Source organism: Lysinibacillus sp. RS11 (assembly GCF_042019215.1).
GTDB lineage: Bacteria > Bacillota > Bacilli > Bacillales_A > Planococcaceae > Lysinibacillus > Lysinibacillus xylanilyticus_A.
This window is the reverse complement of sequence record NZ_CP168124.1, coordinates 1,741,563-1,766,621: the sequence shown is the minus strand read 5'-3', so window position 1 is coordinate 1,766,621 and position 25,059 is coordinate 1,741,563. Positions and strand designations below refer to the sequence as shown.

Genomic DNA, 25,059 nt, shown 5'->3' with positions numbered 1-25,059 from the left:
ATGTTTTTTAAACTCCGTTTGAAATTGCTTTCTATTTTTTTCTGAAAATCCCCCTTTGAAACATTACTTCTGTAAAATCTTAACATAAATATCCAATTCCAAAAAAGAATGTTATTCAACAATATTATTCAACAATACGGCCCGATTGTTGAACAAAAGTTAAACAACGCTCTTCCACTAATCTGCACCGTTAGCCATCCATGTCGCGTAAAATCAACGCTACACCACAGAAAATGAAAGATTATTACGTTCTTTCATGGGAGTACAATAAGAAAAAAGAGCTGTCTAAAACAGCTCAATGATCTTCAAGTATAGCACTCCGTTAGTTGAATAAGAACAGCGACACTTATTAAACAATCGCGCCCGATTGTTGAATAACATATGCATTTGAGTAGCTCTGCAACACCTTTCAAACATTACTGTTATTGTATTGTTGATTTTATAGAACATTTATAAACAGTATCTCCAAAAGATCGAATGTCGCTTAGATAAGCGTATCCTTCAGATGAACCATAACGGTTGAGCATTCTTACTGCTACTAGGTTTTCCTCTGGAATGACGAGCAGAGCTACATTGGTGTAGCCTAGTAATTGATAGGAACCTTTTGGAACTGTATCGCCTATTTGGTTAAAACTATGGTTTGTATCTTTTACAAACCATAAAAATCCATTCTTCTGAATAGGAAGTGTTGGGTTAGGAGTTTGAATGGATGTAGCCATTTGAATGATTTCTCTAGGAATTAGCTGTTTTCCTCCCCATTTCCCTTCTGTTAAATGAATGTAACCCAATAAAGCAAGCTCTTTTGCAGACACATACATATTCATTCCAGAACCATCTACTACATCCGTCTCAGTCCAAAAAGGGTTATCTGCATCTCGAATAGCGTCTGCAATTTTTGAATGAGGCTTACTCATCCTAATCCATTCTGTCGATTGAAAGCCTAGTGGTTCAATAACTTGCGATTTAATAATTTCAGCAACAGACAGTCCCGTTGTTTTTTTGATAATCATTGTTAACAGATCAATACTTGGACCTCTATATGCCCATGATTCACCAGGTTTATATTCACTTACTAGTTTATTAACATCATTAATTTTTAGCCCATGCGTGTGAGTTAATAAGTGACGAATGGTTACCCCTTCATACGCGGACAGATGTGAATCTTCTACAAACTGTTGAACTGGATCATCAATAGAAAAGTAGCCATTGTATATAGTGTAAGCCGCAGCAAAACCTATATAAGCCTTTCTTACAGAGGCAATGTGGAATTGAGTGTCTACTTGAACATCTCGAGCGTGTTTTGCATTAGACTGTTTACCAAAATACGACTCTGTTAGGATTTTGTCGTTACGGATAATAAAAATTGCACCACCACTAGAACCCAACTTTTCAGCACTTTCCATTACATGAGTACGTACATCTTCAAATAAGTTTGTATAATTATTCTCGTTCTTTAAAATCAATTTTTTCACTCTCCTTAGAAAATAAAAAATGCCCCCAATATGATTGGAGGCACTGTGCAACATTACTGTTTTTAACCATTAAGGACACCAACACAAGTTATCTCACTTATGTCACCTGTATAACTATTATTATTGTATTTTAATTTAATAATTTTAGCAATAATCAGTTTTTTATTACAAACATCATTTATACCTTAGTCTATTTATTCAGTTAACCAGCCCATTTTGTTTAAGTTTAATCCTTCACTCTCAATTGCATTACATAAATTATTTATTTACTCCACAATATGGTCCGATTGTTGAACACAAGTTAAACAACGCTATTCAACTAACCTGCACCGTTAGTCTAAGAAGAAAATGGTCTACTCCTTATTAGAGTAAAGCACTCGTTCGTAAAACTACCCACTTAATGGTTGATATAATTAAATCTTTTTTCATTTGAATTTACGAATACAATTATCTCTTCTTGGTTTTTATCAATCCCTTTAATTATAAAATAAACTGGTGTTATATCTTTTGCTTCTTCATAGGGTATAGCGTCAAGTTCCTCATCGCTTAAGTGCCTTAACGCAACACTATTGATTGTGGTTATATTAAAGTTTTCCTTAGCTATTTTCTCAGCTTCATCAGCTGTCACACTAGGACCTACCAAATCATTATCTTCCTCATTACAACTTATTAAAGTTAGCATAAGTACTATTATTGAGAACAAAATGACAATGTACTTCATATTCCACCCCAATTCAAATTTATTTCTTCAAGTAAAGTACCCGTTTAGTTGAAGAATAACAGCGACACTTATTAAACAATCGCGCCGTTAATGGATCAACTAAGGTTACCTTTGCTGTTTCTTCTTAAAAATAATTACCTTACTCTCAGTTCAAAAATATTGTATTTCCTTTGGGTTTTGGAACAATATTGAAAAGGAGTAAAAGCCTCTAGAATATTTCGAGGGTACTGAAAAACTTACGTTTTTAAATTTGTAGGTTCATTTCAGATAAAAATAGGCGACTTCTTGTTCAACTTTGAACAGGAAGTCGCCTATTTCTTTCGGTTATTTTACTCTTTTTCTTTCAATAACGTGAGTATCCGTTTCAAATTGACGACGAATATAGTTGTGGCTCCTTGCATTTCCATGCCAAATAGACCCGCAGATGATGCTACATCATACCCGTGTCCGTTCTTTAACTCACTGTTTTTGGCTTCAATTTTATAACGTGAACGCGCCAGTCCTTTGAAATCATCTGTGTTCTGAAAGACTTCCTGTTCTGCGTGTTCCATCGATTTTATGGTCACCGAATAGGTCTTACTTTTAGCATCTTCTTTATAACAACCTTCACGCAAAGGACACACTTTACATTTTTCTATGTCAAAATAATAGGTTTGACGTTGATTCTTTCCGACATTCTTTTTATTCGTACGTGCTGTGCGAATTGCCATATGTCCTGCTTTACACACATACATACCAGCATCTTTATTAAACTCAAATTCTTCTTCTTTCGTACGTCCATCTTGTGTAATCTGCGGATTTAGTTTTGATACAAGTTGAAATTCTTCTGTTTTAGCTAATTGGAGATTATCTTTCTCTGAATAAGCTGCATCACCGATTACTGTGTCAATTTCTATACCCGTTGTTTTACTTTTTTCTATTAATTCTTTTAAGTATTTTCCATCAATTTTCTCACCTGTTGTCACGACAGCGGCTGTAATGATGCGTTCGTCGCTCATAGCAATATGCGTTTTAAAGCCAAAGAAAGAAGAGTCCACTGATTTGTGACCAACACGTGCGTCTGGGTCTGCGGAATAACTAAGTTGTACTTCAAAATCTTCGACTACTTCTTTTAAAACATTTAATTTTTCTGTGACAGCAGGGATACTCGCTATTTTGTGTTGTGCTTCCACGATTTCTACAACTTGACGGCAATAATCGAGTTCATCCTTTACTTCATTAGAAGTGGTTTTGGGACAGCTTTACGGACGTTTTTTGATTTTTCCTGTAAAAATTCCTTTGGTGATTTTTGATTGTAACGTGCATTTGTATGTGTGGCATCAACAATAATTGTTTTACTCGAAATGATGTTCTTCTCTAACGCAATCTCTACCGTTTTTCCAATCAACAAATCTAATAAACCCATATCTTGAAGACGGAGTCGGCGAAATTTCGTTAATGAACTTGAATGAATGACATCTTCTTCAGGCGTCATATCTAAGAAGTATTTGAAGGACATGTCGTATTTCGAGCGTTCAACAAGATCTTCATCGGATACATCATAAATCGCTTTTAATAATAAATATTTGAACATACGAATAGGAGGCACAGCATTGCGACCATTATCGAGACAATATTTAGTTTTCAACTCATCTAAAATAAATGAGAAATCGACAAGTTCATTGATTTGGCGAAGCATATTATTTTTGGGTACGACGATATCATAGATCGCCATAAAAGGGCTGAGTTTCAGCGTTTCTTGGTTTGAAATCATTTTAAATACCACCTACATACATTGATAACCTTAGTATAAAACAAAAAGCAGTGGAAAGTTCGATACAATCGAACTTTTCACTGCTTAAATTAAATTTTGGACTTTTTCAGTGCCCTCCAAAATGGTTGGGGGTCTTGTCAGAAAAATGCGGATTTACAACGTTAAGAATATGCACAATTTTATTCATCAAAGCCGATAGTGCAACCTTATGCTAAATGCCCGCACACCACTGCTATGACTGACTTTTAACAAAAATGCATAAAAAGCTGTATAAATAATCTTCATAAGAAAAGCAACGAAAGGTTGATGTAACAACATTCATGGCTTTTTGGTATGTTTCCTAACTTTCATTTGGGAACGTTATTTAAAATTTGTTTGCATACTATATAATCTTAAGCGAGCTAAGGTGCTTTTAAATTTAATAAAAATAGAAATGTAGGTTATTTTGATATTATATCTACCTTTTCTATTCTACGTTGAGGGGGATTCGAATCTAATTGTTGCCCATTCCAATATACAATTACGTGGGCTCCTACTTCTAAATCTTCGTGCTTACCAGTTTCGAAACCATAATATGCTCCTTCTTTTTCTTGAGCTATTTTTATTAACTCAACATCCTTCTTATTGGAAATATCTCCTTCACTGATATTTGGTACGACCAATATTTGGCTCCACCCATCTTGATTCTCTATCTCTTTTATACCCACAATAATGCCTTCTTGATGTTCCAAATTTGTTTCTTCTTGTCCACAACCAACTATTAGGAAACTCAATGCAATTGCTAAACCAAGTAGTTTTTTCATAAATCTCCCCTCTTATTGAAATTGCCTTTTTTAAAATAGTTTAAGTTACAACTTTTAATAAATAAAGCTCCCAAAGCGTCCTTTGGTAACATTTCATTGAGATTGTTTCCGCCATTCAGAACAAGTGGATCGAACAGTCTTCTTTAAAATTATTTTTCGCAGCGCCTTAGAGTGTTATTTTCTAATAAAAACAGCGACAAACACTGTTAAATCAGTGTTTGTCGCTGTTTGAAATGTGACCAAGCTTTTATTTGGAAACGTTTATTAGGTTTATTTTGTATACTTTATAAATCCTTGTTGGATTAATACTCTTTTTGTTGAATACATCCATGGAGAATCTAACCAGCAATTCCCCTAGCTAGTACTAGGAAATATACAAAAACTAAGACTCCGCCATTTAATAAAACACCCAATATTCCTGACAACCATTTCTTTGATAGTACGGCAAATACAATGCCGAATAGCGAAAGTATCCCTAGAAAATGGCCCTATTGCTGAAAAGGCACAATTCATCTTCAAGAATTGCGCCCGTTTGCTGTAGTAATGAAATTTATAGTCTGGTATCCCCAAATGATATTTAAATTCTGTTTGAATGGTAGATTAGTTGAACAACTCCGGAGGAAAAAGTCCTTGTATTCATCAAATTTAAATTCAATCTTTGTTTTATATCAACAAATAACGGTCTTCCCTCTCCCAATACTACAGGATGAACAGATAATCTAAACTCATCGACAAGCCCTAAATCAATAAAAGTCGTGATGAGACTTGCCCCACCGTATAACCATATGTCTTTACCAGGATTATTCTTTAATTTATTTACTTCCTCGGGAATATTTTTATTTACAAATATTGCTTTACTGTCAGACCCTTTTTGCGTTCTAGAAAACACATATTTTTCCTTGCCGTGAACCAACTCCCACATTTCTTTTTCGTCATCAGGAGCCCCAGTTGTTGGAGTATATTGTCCCCATAAATCGTAACTTTTTCTTCCATACAAAATTGTATCAATTTGATTTAGGAAATTAGTAAACTCCATTTCAGGGTCCATTATGCACCAATCAACTTCACCATTTTTCCCTTCAATAAATCCGTCTAGGGAAACAGCTAAATCTAAAATTATTTTTCTTGTTCCTACTTCATAGGACATTATTTTCCCTCCTTTAGTTGTTCAAGAATCTGGACCAGTTGCTGAAAAGGCACAATTCACCTTCAAGAATTGCGCCCAATTGTATGACTCTAATTTTTATGTCTATTCTTTACAAAAATCTACAAATTTTTTTGCCTGTATTAAGGACATACCTGTTTGCTCTCTCAAAAATTTCACAGCTTTAATTTCACCGACTGACTTTATTTTCTCTTTTACTAAGGCAATCAGTTCCTCATTATAGATTTTAGTATAATCCATTTTTTCGCCCCCTCGTGTAATTAAAGTTTAACATTCCAAAAGCGTCCTTTGGGTACATTTCATTGAGATTCTATTTATAGGTTATCGCCATTCAGAACAAGTGGATCGAACAGTCTTCTTTAAAATTATTTTTCGCAGCGTCTCAGAGTGTTATTTTCTATAAAAAACAGCGACAAACAGTGATTTAACAGTGTTTGTCGCTGTTTGAGTTGTTCCCAAGCTTCATTAGGGAACATAACAATCATTAGTAGCCAAAATAACCCCCTCATTCAATTTTGAATGGGAGGTTATTTTGAATTGAATTGTATAATTACCTTATAAGTTTCTATAATTTATCAAGACCTATTAGAATCTTATTTAATGATTAAGTTCTTAATCGTTACATTTAATCGCATCGCAGAATTCATTATTGTAGATCTAACCGTTTGTATTTCATTTAGGCTAGATATTGTTGCTAGTACTATTACTTCAGTTTTTACTCGATGAACATTTTCTACCTCTATATTTTGTTCAATAAGCTTATTTAGAAAAGCCGTTAATTTATCATCACTTCTTTTCCCGATATAAAATATAATTTTAATCTTATATTCTCTAACGGAAATTAAATACTGATTCAATGCCCAAATGAAAGTATCATTTTCGGCATCGTAATAGCTAGGGTCGCTAAAATTTTTCGCTTGACCACAATGCTGACAAATTGCTATGTATCGAACATGACGTACACCAATACCTGGCTGTTCAACATTTACATATATTTCATAAGGAATAAACACATCATGTGTACAAAAATTACAAATAATAGGCTCATCAAAAATCGTAATACGACTTTTTTGGGGGCGTAAAGATTCATCTGTGCCACTCATCATGGTTCTACCACAATCGCGCCGGATTGTTTCTTTAAAGTCATCCGTTTATTTCATTCATTTACTTTGCCTGGAGTTCTAGGTGCTTATTCCCCTACCATACCGTCGTTATCATTATCTTGCATATATGGGTATAACCAGTGATCACTCGATATTGGCATGCTATAACCTGCTGCTTTTGCTTCTTTAATCGTTACTTGACCATTTCCATCTGTATCCACGCTAGAAATATCTTCAGTGCCATTCAAAGCATTGGACTTATTAGAACTTGTTGACTTATTTGAGTTAGTTGATTTACTTTCAGTTAATCCTAGAGATTTATTTATTTCATCAGGGTTGCCGTTATCATACTCATCTACAATTTTATTCCCTTTTAAAGTGTAAGTGTACTTGTAATGAGAAGGAATCTGCGTTTCCGTATTAGGATATGTGATTATTGCTTCAAAATTAGTAGCTCCACCAGCTTTACGAATAGCGTCTTCCATATACGCTTGATCACCATGTCGGTTAAGCGTACTATCTTGTGGCGTAATATTATAAGCATTTGATACCCCACCAAGAGAATCTGCAATAATATGTCCTTCATCTAAATCTGCTCTTTCGACACCAGGAACTTTTGCTTCATCAGCGTAGTATCTGCCAGACGATGTTACAGGTTCGGTACGATCATCTTGTAGAACGATTTCGTTAGCAATGACACGGACTAATTGCCCGTGTTCATTCGTAAAGGACCAATACTCTCGGTCCCCAAAACCAATGTCAACGACGACGTTAGGTTCGCGATGTCCAGACAAATCACCACCATCAACTTCAATTAGTTTGTAACCTTTGAACAGTTGATCTTTTGATTGAGTTGATGTTTCCTCTACTACTTGTTTTTCAGTCGTAGTTTTTTCTTTTTCACTATTTTTTGTAGTTACTTCTTGTGAATCAGCTTTCCCATCAGTATTCGATACATCTTCTACGTTAGTACAACCAACTGTAAAGATGGCAGTTAAAAGTAAGATTAAATAGTTTATTTTCTTTTTCATTTTAGGACTCCTCGTACTATTTTTTTACTGATCGTTCTAGAGATCTTTGAATAAAACATAAATTAACATTGTTAACCTATTTAAAATAGTATAATACAATATTAATTTTATTACAGTAGATACTTTATTTCGAAGTATGTAGTGTTAAATTCCAATAAAGATTAGTAGAGTCCATTGCATTATATTTTTCAAATATAAAAAATTGTGGGAACGGTTTCAAGTATAAACACTAACCGTATTTCATTAACATGTATTATTCAAATAATATGGCCCTTTAAAAGAAAAAGACGCGTTCCTAAATAAACGCGCCCGATAACTAAATAACAGTTAGCTTCTATTAGCTGATTGTCGAATTCCAAAGGGGTTTCTATTGGCGGGTTAGTTCAGCAAATTATTTTTCTGGTACTATAACGCTATGTTGAACTCCTTGTTATTCTTTTCTATTAAACTCTAAAACATTTAAACCCTCGGATGCTTCTGGTGCTTCAAAAAATTTAGTAACATGAATAAACATCGCCTCCGTGTCAAAAGCTGCTCTTTCGGGTTGTTCGTTACGCCTTTGTGCAATTTGACTTAAGCATTGCTCGTTATTTATATTAAGGAAAATTAGTTGATGGTTTGCATTGACCTCTGATGCTATATCCAAAAACCACTTTCGCTGTTTTTGAGTGTTACCTGGAAAATCCATCACTACATCTGTACCAACACTTAATATGTTTTGGACAAGCTTTTTCACCATCGGCTTGAGCTGCGCTGAAAATTTTAGATAATCCTCAAATGATGTGATTTGATTGGGATAAAGAGATGAAAGCCATTCATCCTCAGATAACAGTACCGCATGTTTTTCTATAGCCAATTGTTTTGATTTAGTTGATTTTCCTGCTCCCATTTTTCCACAGAAAAAGTATAGAGTCCCCAATTGTTTCATATTCTATTCCTCCGGGCTTATTAAATTGGTTGTTGCCCCACCTTGTAATACTATAATTTACAACCTACGTTATTAGTAATAGTAACTGTCTTTTTTTAGTATGAATATTCAGTTTTAAATATTCAATATCTAAATCGGGTCTTTAATTTTAAATTAAATTTTTTAATGTTTTAGGATATTAACACCCCCTAAGACCTGCTTATTTTAACCTTTATTCAAGAATATGTCCCGTTTGTTGAATTAATTAACTCACATTTTTAAATCCATTTATTATTTTTCAAACGACTTTATTGTAAATTAAACAACTTTATTATCCGTATACAAGAGGTGAGATGATTTTAATCAAACTTTTATATAAACCTACATTATGAATTTTCATCGTGAAACTGCCCTTTCTAGGAACCCTATTTACGTATTCTCAAAAAAGGAAAAGTACCCCAAATCCTTGATATTAAAGGATTTGAAGCGCTTTTCAGTTGGTTCAAACTTGTTCTATTTGAACCTTGATCCGTCTCAGGAGGACATACTAAAACATTGATATATCAACGGTTTATGACTATATACCTTTTGTTTACCTCGTTTTTAGACCACTCATAAACAAAGTATATTTTATTAGTTAAGTTAAATAATATCTTTAGGAGGTGTCGAAATGAAAAGGGATAAAAAAGATACAGAATTTGCAACAGACGAGTCAACAAAACAATCAAATATTAAAAAACCTAATGTGCGTGATGAACATACTGAACCCACTCGCCCACCTGGAGACGTTAGAAATGCGAAAAAAAGTAAATCAACTTCGTTATAACTAAGGCTGCTATTTAGTGTTTTATTCTTTTGACCACCCATTCGGAGTGGTCTTTTTTCTGGTTATTTAATTAAAAAAACTAATTTATTTATAAAACTACGAACTTTTTAGATGGCAAATCGTCCATTTATTGGTAAAAACTATTTTTTTTTAAAAAAGGAGAAATACATATGAAAAAACCGATTAAAAAAACTTGGATGGTTGCCTCTGCACTTACAATAGGAATGGCTGTTCTGACACCACTTCAAGCAGGAGCTGCATCAGTAGAAACAACAGATCATAGCAGTATTACCGTTCAACTTGAACAAAAAATTACAGGAACTATTAAAGACATCTACAGCGAGAGCGATGGAATGATCCTTAAGGGGAGAGATGGTAAAAATTACTTCATCAGTTTATTTAAATTTTCAGATGAGCAATTAGAAAAAATGAATTTAGTAGAAGGACAAGAAATTTCTATAGAAGGTAGCTTAGTAGAGAATTATTCCGACTTTTACACGTTTGACGTATTTAAAAAAGGCTTACCTAAAGAGGTAACAGAAGAAGATTTAACAAAATTAGAAAAAATGTTTAATGAAATCAAACAGCTAAAAAAAGAGGTGTCAGCTGAAATAGAAAAAGAAGCGACTGAAGAAGAGATTGAAAAGAAATATGAAGAAATAGAAACAATTCACGAAGAAATGTATAAAATTACAAAGCCATATTATTTAGCTGCTTGGCAACCACAATCTTTCGAAGAATTTATACAGGATTACGGATTTAATGAGAAAAATATCGTTATTAAAGAAAACGATACTACACAGCTTAAAGCTATTTATACCGAATGGGTAAAGCTTGAAAAAAATGGTGATGAAGAAAAAGCTAATGAAAAACTTGATGAATTTTATAAAATCCTACAACCATATTTAGAAGAACTAAATCCGCCAGAAACATTTGAAGAATTTATGGATAGCTATATGGAAGTCACGGAATTATTAGATATCCCCGCTGAAACTTTAGCCAAACTAAAAACTCTTCATGAGGATTTACAAAAAGCATTAAAAGTTGAAAATGATGAGATGTATGATAAACTACACGAAGAATTCTATGGACTTTTAAAACAATTCGAAAAGCCTCAAACATTTGAAGAATACATGGCTGACTTTGAATTTGAAGTGAGTGAAGTTGATAGCAAGCAATTAAAACAGCTTTATGAAGAAATCTTAGCTCTTGATGAAAAAGAACAAGAAAAAACTGAAGCAAAATGGGAAGCATTTTACAATATTTTAGACCCATATTTTGAAGCAAATAAAGAAATTCTTATATCAGCTTCTAAAGTAACGATAAACGGCCAAGACTATCTTCCACAGCATTAACCAGTAAAAATTGGGGGTTATCCTAAAAGTCATTAAACAATGATTAGGGATTAACCCCTTTCTTATCCCAGCACACGGAGTGGTCATTTTATGGTTATCATATACACAGTTTGATTATGCGAATTATTGTATATTGTTACTTTGCATTTGCTCCAATTCTTCTTCCTCTTCCCATAATAAAAAGTACATAAATATTGTATTTATCACTCCAATTAATCCATAACACCATAATGGTAATTTAATAATTTCATACCAAGTAATATTTATTATGTACATACCGATAACTATAAACAATGAATTAATAATAAAGGGAAATAAGACATTTTTAGCTTTAAACCAGGTGTTTAATTTCCAAACGGAAACAATTAAAGAAGCAACGCTCGCCATAGTTAAAGACATTATCGCAATTGAGCGTAAACTTTGTTGCTGATGAAAAACTTCAGGTGTCGAAAATACATTATTAAACATATTTACAATAAAATAAAAACCAGATAAATAGATAGAACAAATTAAGAATGAGATGGGAATCCATTTTAAATATACAATACCCCATTTTTTACTTTCACTTGGTTTTGTTCTTATTTCTTGAATAATTTCAGCAAGAGACAGAATAACCATAGTTACTCCAAGTAAATATAAATCAGGTTGAGGTAAATTTCCTTTATAGATGTCCAATATGAAAAGGAAAGCCTCTTTTATTTCAACTAACATAAAATCTATCAAACCTTTCATTATGTATTACCTATTTATACGTAAATGATTTGAAATTGTTTCAAAAAATATAATTATTCTCCATATGATAGAGGCTCGTAATGATATTTTTCGTACAATGTAACCCCTCTTACTTGCTCCTTTAGTCTTCTTCTTTTCAACAGCTTTACTAACAAATGTGGAAGGCTTTCGGTCCACAATCAGTCCATGGTCCGATTCACGGAAGAAAGAAAATCAAATATAGTTAGTTGCTCCTGTTGTTTCATGTATTCAAAATGACTCATAAATTATTCCCCTTTCTACCATTCCAACCAATTATCTATCGTTGGTCTAATATTCATTGATTGTGGAAGGCTATCACGTTCATTTAACCAATTATAGAATGGCACTGGACGTTCTCTATGCACTTTGTCCTCCCCGGCTAATGGATTAATCGTCTTACTATTTAAACGCTTTACAGCCTTACAGTAAGCCCCTACAAACACGGCTCTTAATGTACTAGAAACAGTTAGTACACCCTCTTTAATATCCATAGCGATTTTGAATAGAACATTTTTAGCTTGAATGAAGTCAGTTGCACTTTGAACCTGAGTAGCCAATACGCATTTATACAATTCATCTTTTAAGTTATCCGCTAATGGCAAGCTATTCATGAAATCAAATAGCATCTCCTGGTACTCGTTCATGTATTCTTTTTTCTTTTCAGCTTGCAAAGCCAATTCATTTTCTAATTCACATACATTATTATTTGCTTGTTTAGAACTTAAAAGATTAAAAGAGTTTAAAGATTGGTTTTCAGATTGTGAAGGACAAACGTTACTCTCACAAGGGTTTTCAGCATTTTCATGGTCGGACATTGACGGTGAGACATTGTAAGGCAAAATGATATAAATGCTTGCACCTTGACCACCTTTACTTCTTACAGTCGTTTCTTTTTTTACGATGCCTAGCGATTCCAATTTTGAAATAGCTCGATAAACTGTCTTTGTACTGATCTCTAATGCTGTAGCAATGGTACTTGCTTTTAAGTGGCACACTCCTGGATGTTCCAAACTGTGTGAAGCTAACTTGAAAACGATGGCACGTTCTGATTCTGTAAGGTCATAATAATGTGCCGCCATATGGTCCTCCACACTCTTATCCATATCTGCTACTGTTTCAAATGTTTTATAAGTTGCTAAGTATTCAAATGCCATCGTTTTCACCTCACTTTCATCCTGTTCCTGTTCCTGGTCTCATCCAGCATTCAATCAGGTATATAAAAAATCACCATTCCAACCAGTTATCAAATTGATGGTCTACTACCTATTGATTGTGGAAGGCCATCACGCTCATTTATCCAATTATAGAAATGCACGGGACGTTCTCTATGCGCTTTGTCCTCCACAAATCCATATCACTTTAAGGAGACAAGTGCATCATGAATAGCATCCAGTTTAACTTCTACCCGGTGTAGTAGATAAAACGACACTAAGATAGGAAAGCCGACATCCGATATCATGTTTAACCACTGTTCCATGTGAATTCCTCCTCTACTTTTGCTAAAAATGGTCTCCGCAGAACATTCTGCAAAGACCATTCTTGATTATTCTACTTCTAATTTAAATTCCGTCACTTGTCGATCAACGATTCGTGCCCGGCTTATGGCAACCAGAGCACCAGCTTGTCCACCAAAAACATTTTTAGTAATGATCGTTTGCATTACCTTTTGAATTTCTGCCGCTGTTACTTTCGGTTTCGGTGCATCAATCACTATCGTTGCTGTCTTCCCTGTTGCTGTTTCAAATTGCAGCTCTAAAACTTGTGTCATAGCTTTTCCCTCCTTTAGGATAAATCTGTTGTTTCTTGTTTTACAATACTATCTAGTGTGTACGAGGAAAGACTAGCAATTCCAGAAGCTACCGCTACTAATTCCTCTGCCGTATGCGAGCCGTTTAAATTACGGTACGTTTGAGTTGTGAACATTGGCTCATTTTGATCATTGTGTCCAGTGACATACTTTAAACGAAAAGTTGCACCTAAGAAATTGACATTTGCCATGAGGATCACCTCCTTTCTTACACAATATATACAGACTTATTGCTAAAAAAGGGACATTAAGGATGAATTTTTTTATTTAAGCTTTTATAATAGAGTGAGAGAAGACAAAGAGGTGAACGATTTGTTAGAAGGTTGGTTTTTATGGTTTATCCTATTTTGGGTAGTTGTGCTCATTACGTTTATGGGGATAGGCGGATTTTTTATGTTCCGCAAATTTTTAAAGGCTTTACCGAAGCAAGACGGTAAATCTGATTTAGATTGGCAAGAGTATTATTTAGATAAGACCATTCATTTATGGGGACAACCTGAGAAAGAGCTTTTATATGAACTTGTAAGCCCTGTACCTGAGCTATTTAGACAAGTAGCAAAGGAAAAAATAGCAGGAAAAATTGGCGAGCTTGCTTTAGAAGAAAAAGCATCTGCCATTAATCATGATTTGATTATTCGTGGCTATATTCAAGCAACGCCTAAGCGCGACCATAAATTTTTACGTAAAAAATTAGATGAAATGCAAATTGACATCGCTCCATATGAACATCTATTTAATTAAGGGAACGCTGCACAAAAATCTGTGCAGCGTTTTTACTATCCTTCGTGAAGTTTCATCATACAAAAAGTTTTTCAATATTCATCCTGATAGAATTGGATAGTTAAGAGTTTAGCCCCTTTCTTTCACGCGATTCTAATAAAAAACTAACTCTAAACAAAAAAACTACACTAGACTAAACCTCTAGTGTAGTTTTCTATTATCAATCCTTCAGTGGAATGGTCTTTTTAATTCTTTTAAACTGGATCAGCATTGCGATTCGCCAAGGGACTAACATGGCAAATGCCAAAATCCAGAACATTCCTGCTAATTCGCCAACGTCAATGGAGCTACTTAATATCATTTTTGCAATAATACGGAATATTAATAACCCTATTAGGATAAAAGCGAATGCTTTTGAACGTTTTAAATAAATGTCTTGCCCTTTTACTTCAAATTTAGAAGTGGCAATTAAGATTGTCGAGAACAAAATACCGACTGCTGACGCCTCCAGAATCTCCATAGGCGACACTCGAAATTGTTCAAATAAAAACATTACCGCACCTGAAGACATTGCAATAGGTGGAATGATAATTTTCTTCTCATTTGTTGGTTTCTTGGATGCGCGCATACGTAAAACCATGACAAAGCTACCCATAACAATAGCCATTATAGTTGAACCTATAACATAATATTGAGAAGGGATATTGCTAAACATAAAAATTCCTCCTCTAATGTCAAATTAATAATTTTATCCAATTAATTGATCAACTACAGCTTTTAATCTTGCTGGCTCGAAAGGCTTTGTGATAAAATCCTTCGCACCACTTTCAATCGCTTCCACGATTAACTTCTGTTGTCCTAAAGCCGTAATCATAATTATTTTTGCATTTGGAAATTCAGGGATGATTTCTTTTACTGCTGCGATACCTGTCATAACGGGCATTGTTACATCCATCGTTACAAGATCTGGTTGTAACTCACGATACATAGCTACAGCTTCTTTACCATTGGCAGCCTGACCGACTACCTCATAACCCCATTCGGTTAACATATTACTTATTGCAACACGCATAAATAGCGTATCATCTACTACTAGAACTGTAGGCACATGTTCATCTCCCTCCACGTTAAAGTACGGTATGTCTCTTTAGTTTAGTAGATTAAAAGCCCGAGAATCCACCAAAAATAGGCTGTAAAACGCGTGTTATATACGTTAATCCATCAAAGAATAACAATACCCCAACGACAATCATAATATAACCGCCGATTTTCACAATTTTTTGGCTGTGTGTACGAATCCACGTCATTCGTGAAATAAAGAAAGATAACACGAAGAATGGAATCGCAAAGCCTAGATAGTAAGCTAACATATAGCTAAAGCCTGAGCTTGGATTTGCACTTGCTAAAGAAATAATCGACGCTAATATTGGACCTGTACATGGTGTCCAGCCCGCCGCAAAAGCTATACCGATTAATATTGATCCAAAATAACCAGATGGTCTATTTTTAAATTGGAATTTTCGATCCTTCATTAAAAAGTCAATTTGTAGTAATCCCACAATCATTAAACCAAATACAACGATTAAAATGGCACCAACCTGACGTAATAATGTTTGATAATTTAGGAAAAACTCTGCTGCATATGATGCACCTAGTCCAATTATTATAAAAATAATTGAAAATCCTAATAAAAAGAATAATGTATGCAAAATAGCACGCTTTTGCATCATGCCTCGTTCCGATTTTAGCTCATCTAATGTCATACCTGTTATGTATGATAAAAATGCTGGATACAGTGGAAGGGTACACGGTGAAATAAAGCTTAAAAACCCTGCACCGAAAGCTAAAAATACGTTAATATCAGTTTCCATATTTTTCATTCGCTCCTTACAGTTACTGCCTTCATCGTACCAAAAATCACTGTAAATTGCTCCCTCTCTGTTTGTGAACGTTTCTTGACAAAAAGGTGTTGAAAAAGTGAAGTTCCAGCATACTATCATACCCAATATAATTTTCAAACGCCATTACACCAAGGTGTATTTGTTAATGTACTTATGCATTATGCGCCCCCCTCGTATTATCTGTCAACAAAATTCACCATAATTCTACATATCATTTTATGTGACTACTCCCACCGTTCATGCAGTAAGGTTTTTTGTAGCTTTTAGTTGAATAGTACACACTGACGTTTAACCATTTTTCATACTCATCCGAATTCAACAATAGTAGACCAGGTCTCTAACTTCATGATCGAAACAATGAAAGAAACACGCCGAATTTGGTTATACTCTAAAAATACAACAAGTGCAAAACTGTATGATGAACATCGACAAATTTTCCTCGCAATTAAACAGCAAAATGAGGAGCTAGCAAAGCATGCGATGGCTTCGCATTTATGTAATGGAGAAGGTTTTTGAAACGACCGAATCTATAAAGTGAAGCTTTAATCAGTGGGGTTACTTCATTCCCACTGATTTTTTACAGGATAAAATTACAGCAACTGCCTAGTTTTTATAATAGGAGCATTGCCTTTTATGAAATTCATAAGATGTAGTAGCAATATATTACCCACTAAGTCATCTGATGACCTGTTGATTCGTTGTTTATAACGGAAATGGAAACACGAAGGAGCGATTATTATGAAAGTAACTCTATTTGCAACTTGTTTAGTTGATATGTTTCAAGGAGATGTAGGAAAAGCTGTTGTCAAAGTTCTTGAAAGACTCGGCTGTGACCTTGACTTTCCAGAAAATCAAATTTGCTGTGGACAGCCTGCCTACAATAGTGGCTATGTAAAAGAATCTAAAAACGCCATGAAAAAAATGATCACAGCCTTTGAACATGCCGAATATGTTGTCTCCCCTTCTGGTTCCTGTGCTTTTATGTTTAAGGAATATGCAGAAGTATTTAAGGGAGATCCTGTTTGGGAGCCGAAAGCCCAAGCATTAGCGGATAAAACATATGAGTTTACAGAGTTTATTGTAGATGTATTAAAGATCGAGGATGTAGGCGCGCGTTTAGAGGGCAAAGCTACTTATCATACCTCCTGTCATATGACACGACTGCTCGGTGTTACGGAAGCACCATTTAAACTATTAAATCATGTCGAAGGATTACAGTATGTAGAACTTCCAGGGAAAGAACGATGCTGTGGATTTGGTGGAACATTTTCGGTAAAAATGGGCGATATCTCAGGAGAAATGGTCAATGAAAAAGTACAGAATGTTGACGAAACAGGGGCAGACATTCTAATCGGTGCTGACGCTGGCTGCTTAATCAATATTGGTGGGCGACTGAATCGACTAGGAAAGCCTATTAGAGTCATGCATATTGCGGAAGTATTAAACTGCCGCTAAAAGGGGGTAAAAGAGTTGTCAATGAAAACAAGTGATGAAGACTTTCAACATCGATTAACGAAAGAATTAGAAAATACCTTTATGCGTGGAGCTGTGTCAAGCGCACAAGAACGCTTTCAAACACGTAGGCTAAAACAAGCTGAAGAGCTAGGTCATTGGGAAGAATGGCGATCACATGGAGAGGAAATTCGAAAGCATGTGCTTGCCAACTTAGATTATTACTTATATCAGTTGAGTGAAAATGTCTCTAAAAGAGGTGGGCATGTTTACTTTGCGCAAACAGCGAAAGAAGCGACAGACTATATTCAACGTATCGCAAAAAAGAAAAATGCTACTAAAATCGTGAAATCGAAATCCATGGTCACGGAGGAAATTAATTTAAACGCCGCTTTACAACAGCTAGGGTGTGAAGTCATTGAAACAGATCTTGGTGAATACATTTTGCAAGTAGACGATCACGAGCCGCCATCTCATATCGTTGTTCCGGCATTGCATAAAAATAAGGAGCAGATTCGTGACGTTTTTAAAGAAAAGCAAGGTTATGAGAAAACAGAAAAACCTGAGGAACTAGCCCTTTATGTACGTGAAAAATTAAGGAACGAATATTTAACAGCAGATATTGGCGTTACAGGTTGTAACTTTGCTATTGCAGAAAGCGGCTCAATTACACTCGTTACCAATGAAGGGAACGCAGATTTAGTAACAGCTTTGCCTAAAACACAAATTACCGTAATGGGAATGGAAAGAATCGTTCCCACCTTCGAAGAGATGGAAGTGCTAGTAGGTTTATTAACAAGAAGCGCCGTGGGGCAAAAGCTAACAAGCTATATTACAACATTAACAGGAATCAGAGATGAAGGTGACACTGATGGACCAGAGGAATTCCATTTAGTAATCGTTGACAATGGACGCTCGGATATTTTAGGCAGTGAATTCCAGCCTATTTTACAATGTATTCGCTGCGCAGCTTGTGTCAACGTCTGTCCTGTTTATCGTCATATTGGCGGGCATACGTATGGCTCTATCTATTCAGGGCCAGTAGGTATCGTTCTTTCACCGTTATTAGGGGGCTATGATGATTTTAAGGAGCTTCCGTATGCTTCCACTTTATGTGGAGCTTGTACCGATGCTTGTCCTGTCAAAATTCCATTACATCAGCTTATACTTAGACATCGCCAAGTAATTGTTGAAAACGAAGGAAAAGCGCCTATATCGGAAAAGCTATTAATGAAGGCCTTTGGTTTAGGTGCTTCCTCCCCTACCTTATATAAAATGGCGACAAAAATGGCATCACCAGCAATGTCCCCATTTACAAAAGATCATAAAATTTCAAATGGTCCAGGTCCACTAAAAGCATGGACGGAAGCAAGAGATTTTCCCGCTCCAAATAAAGATCGTTTCCGTGACTGGTTTAAACACCGTGAAAAAGGAGGCGAGGAATAATGGCAGGTAGCATTCAAAATAGAGATCTATTTTTATCAAAAATCGCGCAACAGCTTGGGCACGCCCCAAAAACAGAACTTACACGACCAACATGGCAATATCAACCACAAGATCGCGTCCTAAAAGGTGCAACACAAGATGAATTAGTAAAGGTGTTAGTTAATCAATGCCAATACATTGATACGGAAATCCTTAAAACAAATACAGCTAATCTTTCAGATGCATTACAAAAAGTAGTTAAAAATTATGGGGGTCATTCTGTTATAACGTGGAAGGACGAGCGTTTTCAAAGCTATGGACTTTCATCATTAATGACTGAGCAGTGGCCACAAGCGAATATTCAACTGTACGAATGGGACTCTGCCCAACCAGAGGAAAATATCCGCCAGGCTGAAAAAGCTAACATTGGCATCACGATTAGTGAAATAACATTAGCAGAATCAGGAACTGCTGTACTGTTTAGTAGCAAGGATAAAGGTAGATCAGTCAGCTTTTTACCAGAAAACTCTATTATTTTGATTCCGAAAAGTACAATTGTTCCACGAATGACCCAAGCCGCTCGGTTCATTAGTGAAAAAATAAGAAATGGCGAGCAAATTGCCTCCTGCATCAACTTTATAACAGGTCCAAGTAACTCGGCGGATATCGAAATGATTCCAGTCATAGGTGTACATGGACCAATTAAAGCAACTTATATTGTGATTGAGGATCGGTAAATCAATTTCGCCTTGGCGTCATTACCCCTGTCGCTCAGGTAAATTGCCACAGGACTCGGCGTTCTTATCCTCTATTTCAGCATTGAGCACACACCAATAGGAACCATATTTGCATTGATCTTACCCTTTTCAGAGGTGGAAGTTTTACTAAATGAAGATAAACCAGGCATACTTCACGTTGAAGAAATGCCTGGTTTCGTTATCTTAATAAGATAAAAACGAATCATCTCGTTGATGGATGGTTCCGAATCGCTGATAAACTTTCAATAATCGCTGAAAAGCCTCACAAACGTGGTGACCCCCTTTACCTTCAACGCAGGATATTAATTTGCTACACTCTCCGTTCCTATCTTTTGTTCATAAAATTCTGGATGAGCTTCTTTTAAGACAGATGTTCGCAGCATAACTAACGCTATCGTCACGATAATTGCACTCGTGACAAGTAAAATAACCGTTGCTGGTAATGTATCGTACAAGAAGCCAAAAATCATCATACCAATCGGCATCATGGACATTGCCATTGTTTCCATCAGTCCAAATACACGTCCACGATATTCTTCTGTGATCAGCTTTTGCATATAAACGCCAATAGGCATGTTAATCCCCATTTCAAAAATAGCGAATATAAAATAAATCACAATGTAAAAAGTAACAACTCCTAAATAAGAAAAATTTGAAACCAATGGAACAACAGCCAAACCTAAACTACTAGCCAACAGTATTAAGCTGATTTTAGAGAAACGTAGTGGCACTTTAACCTCTGCCCGTGTAGAGAAGTAAAGGGAGGCAACTAACATACCAACTGCACCTGATGCCTCAATAAAACCAAAATGAGTTGATTTTACTTTTAGTAATTCAATAATAATATACGTCCCTCCAACAACGATGGCGGAGAAAAACAAATTAATCCATAGTGAAATCCACATGACTGTTTTAATGACTTTTTGTTGCTTAATATAATGAAAACCACTAACAAGCCCTGCCCAAATTTTTTCCTTTTCCACCTCTTCCCCTCTTGTACTATACAGATTAAAATTCATTGTCGATTCTAAGCAAAAAGCAAGCGCGTATGCTACCATATTAATGATTAAAAATACTTCCATTGGGAAAAATCCGTACAACATTCCCCCAATTACCGGTCCACCAATCATAGCCACAGACGTAGACAATTGATTAAATGACATTGCTTTTTGTAACCGTTCTGGGTTAACCAAAGTTGCAATGGAAGATGAAAACGTTACACCTGAAAAGGCAGAGCAAATCGTATTGAATATTGTTGTCACATAAATAGCATAAACTGACATTCCAACTGTTTCTGTATAAAGAAGTAAGCCCCCTACTGTCAAAATGGTACCAGCTTGTGCCATTAGAATCGTACGCTTTTTCGAATAATGATCCGCTACATAACCAGCCACTGGTGCTAGCAGTGCTCGTGGTAAAATAGAACAAATCATATTCGTCGCAAAGCTCGTTGCTGTCCCCGTCATAGCTAAAATATACAAACTGAACCCAAATGCCAGCACATGTGCCCCAAGCATAGAAATCATTTTACTAGCTGTAAATGTCCATAAATGATACGTCGCCTTTTTATATTTTTCCGCTTCAGTCATCCAAAACCCCTCCGTATTTTTAACTAAATTAAAAAGTTTAATTATATTAAACAAAATATAACACAGCTCCCACTTTTCACGCAAGAAAAAGTTTAATATAATTAAACAAAATAGTTGTATTTACTTATAATAAAAAGGAGACGAGGCAGTGGACTCTTTAGGCACACGAATTCGCAAATTAAGAAAAGAACGAAAATTAACATTAGAGGCACTTGCCGGTGATCGTCTAACAAAAGGTATGCTAAGTCAAATTGAAAATGATAAGGCCAAGCCCTCGATGGAAAGTCTTGAATATATAGCAGAACGTTTAGGCGTAAAGGCCAGTGAATTACTAGAACAAGTAACACCCTCTTCGCTACGTCAACTATTAGAGCAGTTAGAAATTTTGTATGCGGAATTAAAACCTAGTGATACGGATAATGCGCAGCAAATCGTCGAGATGATTAAACCTTATGTAGAAGAGCTTCCCCTTAGTTATGAAGGAGGTCGTTTACTGTATATATACGCTGCAGCACAATATTTTGCGGGATTAACGACATGGGAGTCACCGCTTCAAGAGTCACGTATGATGTTTAAAGAAATTAATTTACTAAGCCACTGGTTTGAAACCTATATATTACAGTTGGGTATATTATCAGAAAATCGAAAATACAAAACGGCTTATGCCTGTATTTCACAGGCGAAAGAAGAGGCAGAGCAGGAAAATTTTCAATTAGATTCGCGGGATGAAGTGAAAATGGCTTATTATATTTGCGTTTTTCAGGTAGCAATTGGCGAACTTGAAGCAGGTAAACAGCTCATTAACGAGACCATTACCAATGCACATAAAAATCAATTTTACTCTTATATAGATGATATGTACCGTATTGGGGCGTTTTGTGCCATGATTGACCATGATTTCGAGCAAGTAGAGCATATGTTGAAGAAGCTTGAGCAGTATCGGATTTTTGCCGAACAAGTGAGTGTGGATGCTTTTACTTTCGTATTAAGAGCGCATTATTATAACAATTACACTCACGATTATCAGCAAGCAATAGTGGAAATAGAACGTTTTGCTGCGATTAAGCATGACGACTCGATTACACTCGAAAAAAACCTTTATTATTCAGAAAAAGGGAAATCCTTATATTTGCTCGGTCGATATGAAGAAGCGAAAGAAGCATTTGAACATTTTACAAACGCTCCTCCGTTCATCTTACATCCATTTGACATATTAAGTTTAAATGAGTGCTTTTCCTATAAAGCACTTTGCTATGCACATTTCGGTGAGTTAACAACTGCCTATGAAATTGCCAAAATGGCCTATTTGGATTCTCAGGATTTAATCGATCTTCCTTATAAACAAAAAATTGAGGAAACGTATTTTGCCATTAAAGCACAAATTAATTCGCTTCAATAAATTAAAGGGATTGCACATTTAACACTTATGTGCAATCCCTGTTTTTAGCTCAATTTATCTTTTCTTATTTCCTTCTGAATTTTTCGTAGTGCTTTTTTTGAACCACGCTCAATATCATGCTGTAGCTTTCGTTCTTTATAGTCCACAAACAATGTCTCTACGTCATATCCTTCTGGGTATAATTCAGTTGCTGGTAGCTCTAATGCTAGTCGCCTAACATTTACCTTTATGAATTCTCTCTCATAGAACACGACAACATTATAGAAATTATCCATTTCTTCATAAACAATTCCAACGTCATCATGATCCAACAGCCTCACACGGTCGCCCTTTTTAAATTCATACTTTACTTTTGTTTTCTCTTGCTCAATTTTTGGCTTCCTGATTTTACTGTCATTTACTCGTTCAAGATGATAATCCTTATTGTCAATATAGCCTTTCGCTCTTTGTAAAACTGTGTCGTGTATATTCATCTTTTTGGAAATCCACAGCGCATTACTTTCCCCAGACGTTCCGATGATTAATTGATACAACGGTTCTAATGTGTCACTATTAAAGCGCATAGCCGCATTCATAAAATCACTATGCATTTCAGAAAAACGTTTAATTTCACCATAATGAGTAGTTGCCACTGTTATGCAACCCATATGATAGAATTCCTCTAGAATGGAAATGGCTAATGCAGCCCCTTCATTTGGTTCAGTACCACTGCCGATTTCATCAAATAGTAAAAGCGTATTATTATTGGATGCCCTCATAATATCTGAAAGATTTTTTATATGCGATGAAAATGTACTAAGTGCATTTTCGATACTTTGATTATCACCAATGTCGACAAAAACATTCGTAAATACAGCTATTTCAGTACCTTTATCCGCAACAATATGGAAGCCCGACATTGTCGCCAATGATAGCAGGCCAATTGTTTTTAACACAACGGTTTTTCCGCCAGCATTAGGCCCTGTAATGATTAAGCTGCGATAATCTTGGCCAATTTCAAAATAAAGTGGCACTGCCTCACCTGTTAACAATGGATGCTTACAATTGACGAGCTTAATATAGCCAACATCATTTAAGCTCGGTTCGACGCCTCCAATATGCTTGCTAAACTTGGCTTTGGCAAACACCATATCATATTGACTAATCAACTCCATGTTAATGTTGATTTCACGGATATTTTCCATCAAGAGCCCTGATAATGTCGCCAAAATTTGATATTCCTCGACCGCTTCCTCTGCTTTTAGAATACTCAACTCTACATTTAATTTAGCTACTGCACTTGGTTCCATAAAGACCGTTGCACCTTTAGATGAAACCTCTACTACCGTCCCTTGCACATGATTTTTATAAGAAGCCTTAATAGGGATTGTGTATCGATCATCCTTTTTACTAATAAAGAATTCCTGGATATATGTTTTATTGACACTACTATTTAAAAATTTAGTTAAACGGTCTTTAATTTTTCCCTCAGTTGTTTCGATATGATTTCGGATACGTTTTAGTTCTCTACTAGCTGCCGAATCAACTCGATTTGCTTTAATAGCAAAATTGATTTCCTCTTCTACACTTTTAAATTCAGCCATCGAATTGGCATAGGATGCAAGTACTGGCGCAAAAAATTCCTTTTCCAGCATAAATTTTTTAATTATTCTACAGCCTCGTAAAAAGTCTGAGATGCTCACCAATTCATTTGGGTCTAAGATGATACCCTTCTCTAGCTTTTTAATCGTATTGTCAATATTCGAAACGCCTAAAAATGGGACATGGCCTTCCGCATCTAAAATTGCTCGTGCCTCTGTCGTTTCATTCAAACGATTTTTAACAACTGTTAAATTGGGGCTCGGTGTTAATTTATCTAATAACTGTTTACCTAATCCACTGACACAGTATGATTTTACGATATCCTTTAATTCATTGTATTGTAACTTCTCAAGAGTAGCTTGATTCATTATTATTGATTCTCCTCACTATGATTTTTTCATCATCATTCATGAAGATACCTACTTATTAGATAGCAATGATTTTTTATTGGCTCTACATCAAAGGTTAGAGTGAAGCACTATGTGAAGTTTCACAAAGGCTACGGCGATTGCCCTCCCCTTTATTGGGGCACCTCAAC

The 25,059-nt window shown here is 35.4% G+C and carries 26 protein-coding genes and 1 pseudogene; 8 read left to right on the top strand and 19 right to left on the bottom strand.

Translation table 11 applies throughout. The features are described 5' to 3' along the window. Window positions 1-422: 422 nt before the first annotated feature. From AB9L17_RS08750 to AB9L17_RS08710, 9 genes and pseudogenes are all read right to left on the bottom strand, one after another. A complete protein-coding gene (locus AB9L17_RS08750; protein WP_375200408.1) occupies window positions 423-1,463 on the bottom strand; it encodes a serine hydrolase domain-containing protein in 1,041 nt (346 codons plus the stop codon). 406 nt (window positions 1,464-1,869) lie between these two features. Beyond that, on the bottom strand, window positions 1,870-2,193 hold the full coding sequence (locus tag AB9L17_RS08745; RefSeq protein WP_375200407.1) for a hypothetical protein: 324 nt from the start codon (window positions 2,191-2,193) through the stop codon (window positions 1,870-1,872). A gap of 329 nt (window positions 2,194-2,522) precedes the next feature. Then, window positions 2,523-3,946, bottom strand: a pseudogene (locus AB9L17_RS08740) (IS1182 family transposase). Window positions 3,947-4,386: 440 nt separating this feature from the next. Next, window positions 4,387-4,749 (bottom strand): DUF3221 domain-containing protein, encoded by a 363-nt coding sequence (locus tag AB9L17_RS08735; protein ID WP_323654472.1) that lies wholly within the window; start codon window positions 4,747-4,749, stop codon window positions 4,387-4,389. 577 nt (window positions 4,750-5,326) lie between these two features. Then, window positions 5,327-5,896, bottom strand: a complete 570-nt coding sequence (locus AB9L17_RS08730; RefSeq protein WP_223557024.1) for a dihydrofolate reductase family protein — start codon at window positions 5,894-5,896, stop codon at window positions 5,327-5,329. Window positions 5,897-5,998: 102 nt separating this feature from the next. Continuing rightward, window positions 5,999-6,154 carry a hypothetical protein gene (locus AB9L17_RS08725; protein ID WP_169786300.1) on the bottom strand — a complete coding sequence of 52 codons (156 nt, stop codon included), beginning with the start codon at window positions 6,152-6,154 and terminating at the stop codon, window positions 5,999-6,001. A 353-nt stretch (window positions 6,155-6,507) separates the two neighbouring features. Next, window positions 6,508-7,020, bottom strand: coding sequence for a hypothetical protein (locus AB9L17_RS08720; protein WP_223557022.1), 513 nt, complete (start codon window positions 7,018-7,020; stop codon window positions 6,508-6,510). Between the two features lie 83 nt (window positions 7,021-7,103). Further along, on the bottom strand, window positions 7,104-8,048 hold the full coding sequence (locus AB9L17_RS08715; RefSeq protein ID WP_068982618.1) for a DNA/RNA non-specific endonuclease: 945 nt from the start codon (window positions 8,046-8,048) through the stop codon (window positions 7,104-7,106). Window positions 8,049-8,478: 430 nt separating this feature from the next. Continuing rightward, window positions 8,479-8,976, bottom strand: coding sequence for an AAA family ATPase (locus tag AB9L17_RS08710; RefSeq protein ID WP_223557020.1), 498 nt, complete (start codon window positions 8,974-8,976; stop codon window positions 8,479-8,481). Between the two features lie 649 nt (window positions 8,977-9,625). Between AB9L17_RS08710 and AB9L17_RS08705 the strand changes: the two genes are divergently transcribed. Both AB9L17_RS08705 and AB9L17_RS08700 read left to right on the top strand, forming a co-directional pair. After that, window positions 9,626-9,781: a hypothetical protein gene (locus AB9L17_RS08705; protein ID WP_175401645.1), complete on the top strand. Its 156-nt coding sequence runs from the start codon at window positions 9,626-9,628 to the stop codon at window positions 9,779-9,781. A gap of 170 nt (window positions 9,782-9,951) precedes the next feature. Further along, window positions 9,952-11,136: a hypothetical protein gene (locus AB9L17_RS08700; protein ID WP_223557018.1), complete on the top strand. Its 1,185-nt coding sequence runs from the start codon at window positions 9,952-9,954 to the stop codon at window positions 11,134-11,136. Window positions 11,137-11,259: 123 nt separating this feature from the next. Here the strand turns inward: AB9L17_RS08700 and AB9L17_RS08695 are convergent, their stop codons facing one another. From AB9L17_RS08695 to AB9L17_RS08675, 5 genes are all read right to left on the bottom strand, one after another. Then, window positions 11,260-11,868 carry a hypothetical protein gene (locus AB9L17_RS08695; RefSeq protein ID WP_223557016.1) on the bottom strand — a complete coding sequence of 203 codons (609 nt, stop codon included), beginning with the start codon at window positions 11,866-11,868 and terminating at the stop codon, window positions 11,260-11,262. A 278-nt stretch (window positions 11,869-12,146) separates the two neighbouring features. Continuing rightward, the gene (locus AB9L17_RS08690; RefSeq protein ID WP_375200774.1) at window positions 12,147-13,043 is read right to left on the bottom strand and encodes a helix-turn-helix domain-containing protein; all 897 of its coding nucleotides are present in this window, start codon (window positions 13,041-13,043) and stop codon (window positions 12,147-12,149) included. 200 nt (window positions 13,044-13,243) lie between these two features. Beyond that, window positions 13,244-13,366, bottom strand: coding sequence for a YvrJ family protein (locus AB9L17_RS08685; protein WP_083226856.1), 123 nt, complete (start codon window positions 13,364-13,366; stop codon window positions 13,244-13,246). 66 nt (window positions 13,367-13,432) lie between these two features. Then, the gene (locus AB9L17_RS08680) at window positions 13,433-13,657 is read right to left on the bottom strand and encodes a DUF2922 domain-containing protein (RefSeq protein WP_068982622.1); all 225 of its coding nucleotides are present in this window, start codon (window positions 13,655-13,657) and stop codon (window positions 13,433-13,435) included. A gap of 14 nt (window positions 13,658-13,671) precedes the next feature. Beyond that, entirely contained in the window at window positions 13,672-13,887 is a 216-nt protein-coding gene (locus AB9L17_RS08675; protein ID WP_223557014.1) for a DUF1659 domain-containing protein, read from the bottom strand. Between the two features lie 121 nt (window positions 13,888-14,008). Here AB9L17_RS08675 and AB9L17_RS08670 point away from each other — a divergent pair, with 121 nt between their 5' ends. Next, entirely contained in the window at window positions 14,009-14,437 is a 429-nt protein-coding gene (locus tag AB9L17_RS08670) for a DUF2621 domain-containing protein (RefSeq protein WP_223557026.1), read from the top strand. 199 nt (window positions 14,438-14,636) lie between these two features. Here AB9L17_RS08670 and AB9L17_RS08665 read toward each other — a convergent pair whose 3' ends face one another. From AB9L17_RS08665 to AB9L17_RS08655, 3 genes are read right to left on the bottom strand one after another with little or no spacing between them, the layout of a single operon-like run. Beyond that, on the bottom strand, window positions 14,637-15,131 hold the full coding sequence (locus tag AB9L17_RS08665) for a CcdC family protein (protein ID WP_068982625.1): 495 nt from the start codon (window positions 15,129-15,131) through the stop codon (window positions 14,637-14,639). Window positions 15,132-15,164: 33 nt separating this feature from the next. Beyond that, entirely contained in the window at window positions 15,165-15,524 is a 360-nt protein-coding gene (locus tag AB9L17_RS08660; protein WP_302621776.1) for a response regulator, read from the bottom strand. Between the two features lie 52 nt (window positions 15,525-15,576). Beyond that, a complete protein-coding gene (locus AB9L17_RS08655; protein ID WP_068983465.1) occupies window positions 15,577-16,287 on the bottom strand; it encodes a cytochrome c biogenesis CcdA family protein in 711 nt (236 codons plus the stop codon). Window positions 16,288-16,662: 375 nt separating this feature from the next. On the opposite strand from AB9L17_RS08655, the gene AB9L17_RS08650 reads away from it, so the two are divergent. The 4 genes from AB9L17_RS08650 to AB9L17_RS08635 all read left to right on the top strand — a co-directional run bounded on the left by AB9L17_RS08650 (window position 16,663) and on the right by AB9L17_RS08635 (window position 19,931). Then, window positions 16,663-16,833: an FCD domain-containing protein gene (locus AB9L17_RS08650; protein ID WP_223557009.1), complete on the top strand. Its 171-nt coding sequence runs from the start codon at window positions 16,663-16,665 to the stop codon at window positions 16,831-16,833. Window positions 16,834-17,055: 222 nt separating this feature from the next. Continuing rightward, window positions 17,056-17,772: a (Fe-S)-binding protein gene (locus AB9L17_RS08645; protein WP_068982626.1), complete on the top strand. Its 717-nt coding sequence runs from the start codon at window positions 17,056-17,058 to the stop codon at window positions 17,770-17,772. 21 nt (window positions 17,773-17,793) lie between these two features. Further along, a complete protein-coding gene (locus AB9L17_RS08640; RefSeq protein ID WP_375200773.1) occupies window positions 17,794-19,215 on the top strand; it encodes a LutB/LldF family L-lactate oxidation iron-sulfur protein in 1,422 nt (473 codons plus the stop codon). After that, window positions 19,215-19,931, top strand: coding sequence for a LutC/YkgG family protein (locus AB9L17_RS08635; protein WP_375200406.1), 717 nt, complete (start codon window positions 19,215-19,217; stop codon window positions 19,929-19,931). The genes AB9L17_RS08640 and AB9L17_RS08635 overlap by 1 nt, the downstream gene beginning before the upstream one ends. Window positions 19,932-20,254: 323 nt before the next feature. Here the strand turns inward: AB9L17_RS08635 and AB9L17_RS08630 are convergent, their stop codons facing one another. Next, window positions 20,255-21,541 carry an MFS transporter gene (locus AB9L17_RS08630; protein WP_375200405.1) on the bottom strand — a complete coding sequence of 429 codons (1,287 nt, stop codon included), beginning with the start codon at window positions 21,539-21,541 and terminating at the stop codon, window positions 20,255-20,257. A gap of 148 nt (window positions 21,542-21,689) precedes the next feature. Between AB9L17_RS08630 and AB9L17_RS08625 the strand changes: the two genes are divergently transcribed. Then, entirely contained in the window at window positions 21,690-22,940 is a 1,251-nt protein-coding gene (locus AB9L17_RS08625; protein ID WP_375200404.1) for a helix-turn-helix domain-containing protein, read from the top strand. 44 nt (window positions 22,941-22,984) lie between these two features. Here AB9L17_RS08625 and AB9L17_RS08620 read toward each other — a convergent pair whose 3' ends face one another. Then, window positions 22,985-24,889, bottom strand: a complete 1,905-nt coding sequence (locus tag AB9L17_RS08620; RefSeq protein ID WP_375200403.1) for an endonuclease MutS2 — start codon at window positions 24,887-24,889, stop codon at window positions 22,985-22,987. Window positions 24,890-25,059: the final 170 nt, after the last annotated feature.

Bases quoted from the DNA above. Each gene is read 5' to 3' on its own strand.
- AB9L17_RS08690 (WP_375200774.1), bottom strand. From the start codon at position 13,043: ATGGCATTTGAATACTTAGCAACTTATAAAACATTTGAAACAGTAGCA.
- AB9L17_RS08735 (WP_323654472.1), bottom strand. From the start codon at position 4,749: ATGAAAAAACTACTTGGTTTAGCAATTGCATTGAGTTTCCTAATAGTT.
- AB9L17_RS08705 (WP_175401645.1), top strand. From the start codon at position 9,626: ATGAAAAGGGATAAAAAAGATACAGAATTTGCAACAGACGAGTCAACA.
- AB9L17_RS08645 (WP_068982626.1), top strand. From the start codon at position 17,056: ATGAAAGTAACTCTATTTGCAACTTGTTTAGTTGATATGTTTCAAGGA.
- AB9L17_RS08620 (WP_375200403.1), bottom strand. From the start codon at position 24,889: ATGAATCAAGCTACTCTTGAGAAGTTACAATACAATGAATTAAAGGAT.
- AB9L17_RS08700 (WP_223557018.1), top strand. From the start codon at position 9,952: ATGAAAAAACCGATTAAAAAAACTTGGATGGTTGCCTCTGCACTTACA.
- AB9L17_RS08635 (WP_375200406.1), top strand. From the start codon at position 19,215: ATGGCAGGTAGCATTCAAAATAGAGATCTATTTTTATCAAAAATCGCG.
- AB9L17_RS08715 (WP_068982618.1), bottom strand. From the start codon at position 8,048: ATGAAAAAGAAAATAAACTATTTAATCTTACTTTTAACTGCCATCTTT.
- AB9L17_RS08665 (WP_068982625.1), bottom strand. From the start codon at position 15,131: ATGTTTAGCAATATCCCTTCTCAATATTATGTTATAGGTTCAACTATA.
- AB9L17_RS08695 (WP_223557016.1), bottom strand. From the start codon at position 11,868: ATGAAAGGTTTGATAGATTTTATGTTAGTTGAAATAAAAGAGGCTTTC.
- AB9L17_RS08640 (WP_375200773.1), top strand. From the start codon at position 17,794: ATGAAAACAAGTGATGAAGACTTTCAACATCGATTAACGAAAGAATTA.
- AB9L17_RS08675 (WP_223557014.1), bottom strand. From the start codon at position 13,887: ATGGCAAATGTCAATTTCTTAGGTGCAACTTTTCGTTTAAAGTATGTC.
- AB9L17_RS08720 (WP_223557022.1), bottom strand. From the start codon at position 7,020: ATGATGAGTGGCACAGATGAATCTTTACGCCCCCAAAAAAGTCGTATT.
- AB9L17_RS08630 (WP_375200405.1), bottom strand. From the start codon at position 21,541: ATGACTGAAGCGGAAAAATATAAAAAGGCGACGTATCATTTATGGACA.
- AB9L17_RS08655 (WP_068983465.1), bottom strand. From the start codon at position 16,287: ATGGAAACTGATATTAACGTATTTTTAGCTTTCGGTGCAGGGTTTTTA.
- AB9L17_RS08730 (WP_223557024.1), bottom strand. From the start codon at position 5,896: ATGTCCTATGAAGTAGGAACAAGAAAAATAATTTTAGATTTAGCTGTT.
- AB9L17_RS08685 (WP_083226856.1), bottom strand. From the start codon at position 13,366: ATGGAACAGTGGTTAAACATGATATCGGATGTCGGCTTTCCTATCTTA.
- AB9L17_RS08745 (WP_375200407.1), bottom strand. From the start codon at position 2,193: ATGAAGTACATTGTCATTTTGTTCTCAATAATAGTACTTATGCTAACT.
- AB9L17_RS08680 (WP_068982622.1), bottom strand. From the start codon at position 13,657: ATGACACAAGTTTTAGAGCTGCAATTTGAAACAGCAACAGGGAAGACA.
- AB9L17_RS08725 (WP_169786300.1), bottom strand. From the start codon at position 6,154: ATGGATTATACTAAAATCTATAATGAGGAACTGATTGCCTTAGTAAAA.
- AB9L17_RS08650 (WP_223557009.1), top strand. From the start codon at position 16,663: ATGATCGAAACAATGAAAGAAACACGCCGAATTTGGTTATACTCTAAA.
- AB9L17_RS08710 (WP_223557020.1), bottom strand. From the start codon at position 8,976: ATGAAACAATTGGGGACTCTATACTTTTTCTGTGGAAAAATGGGAGCA.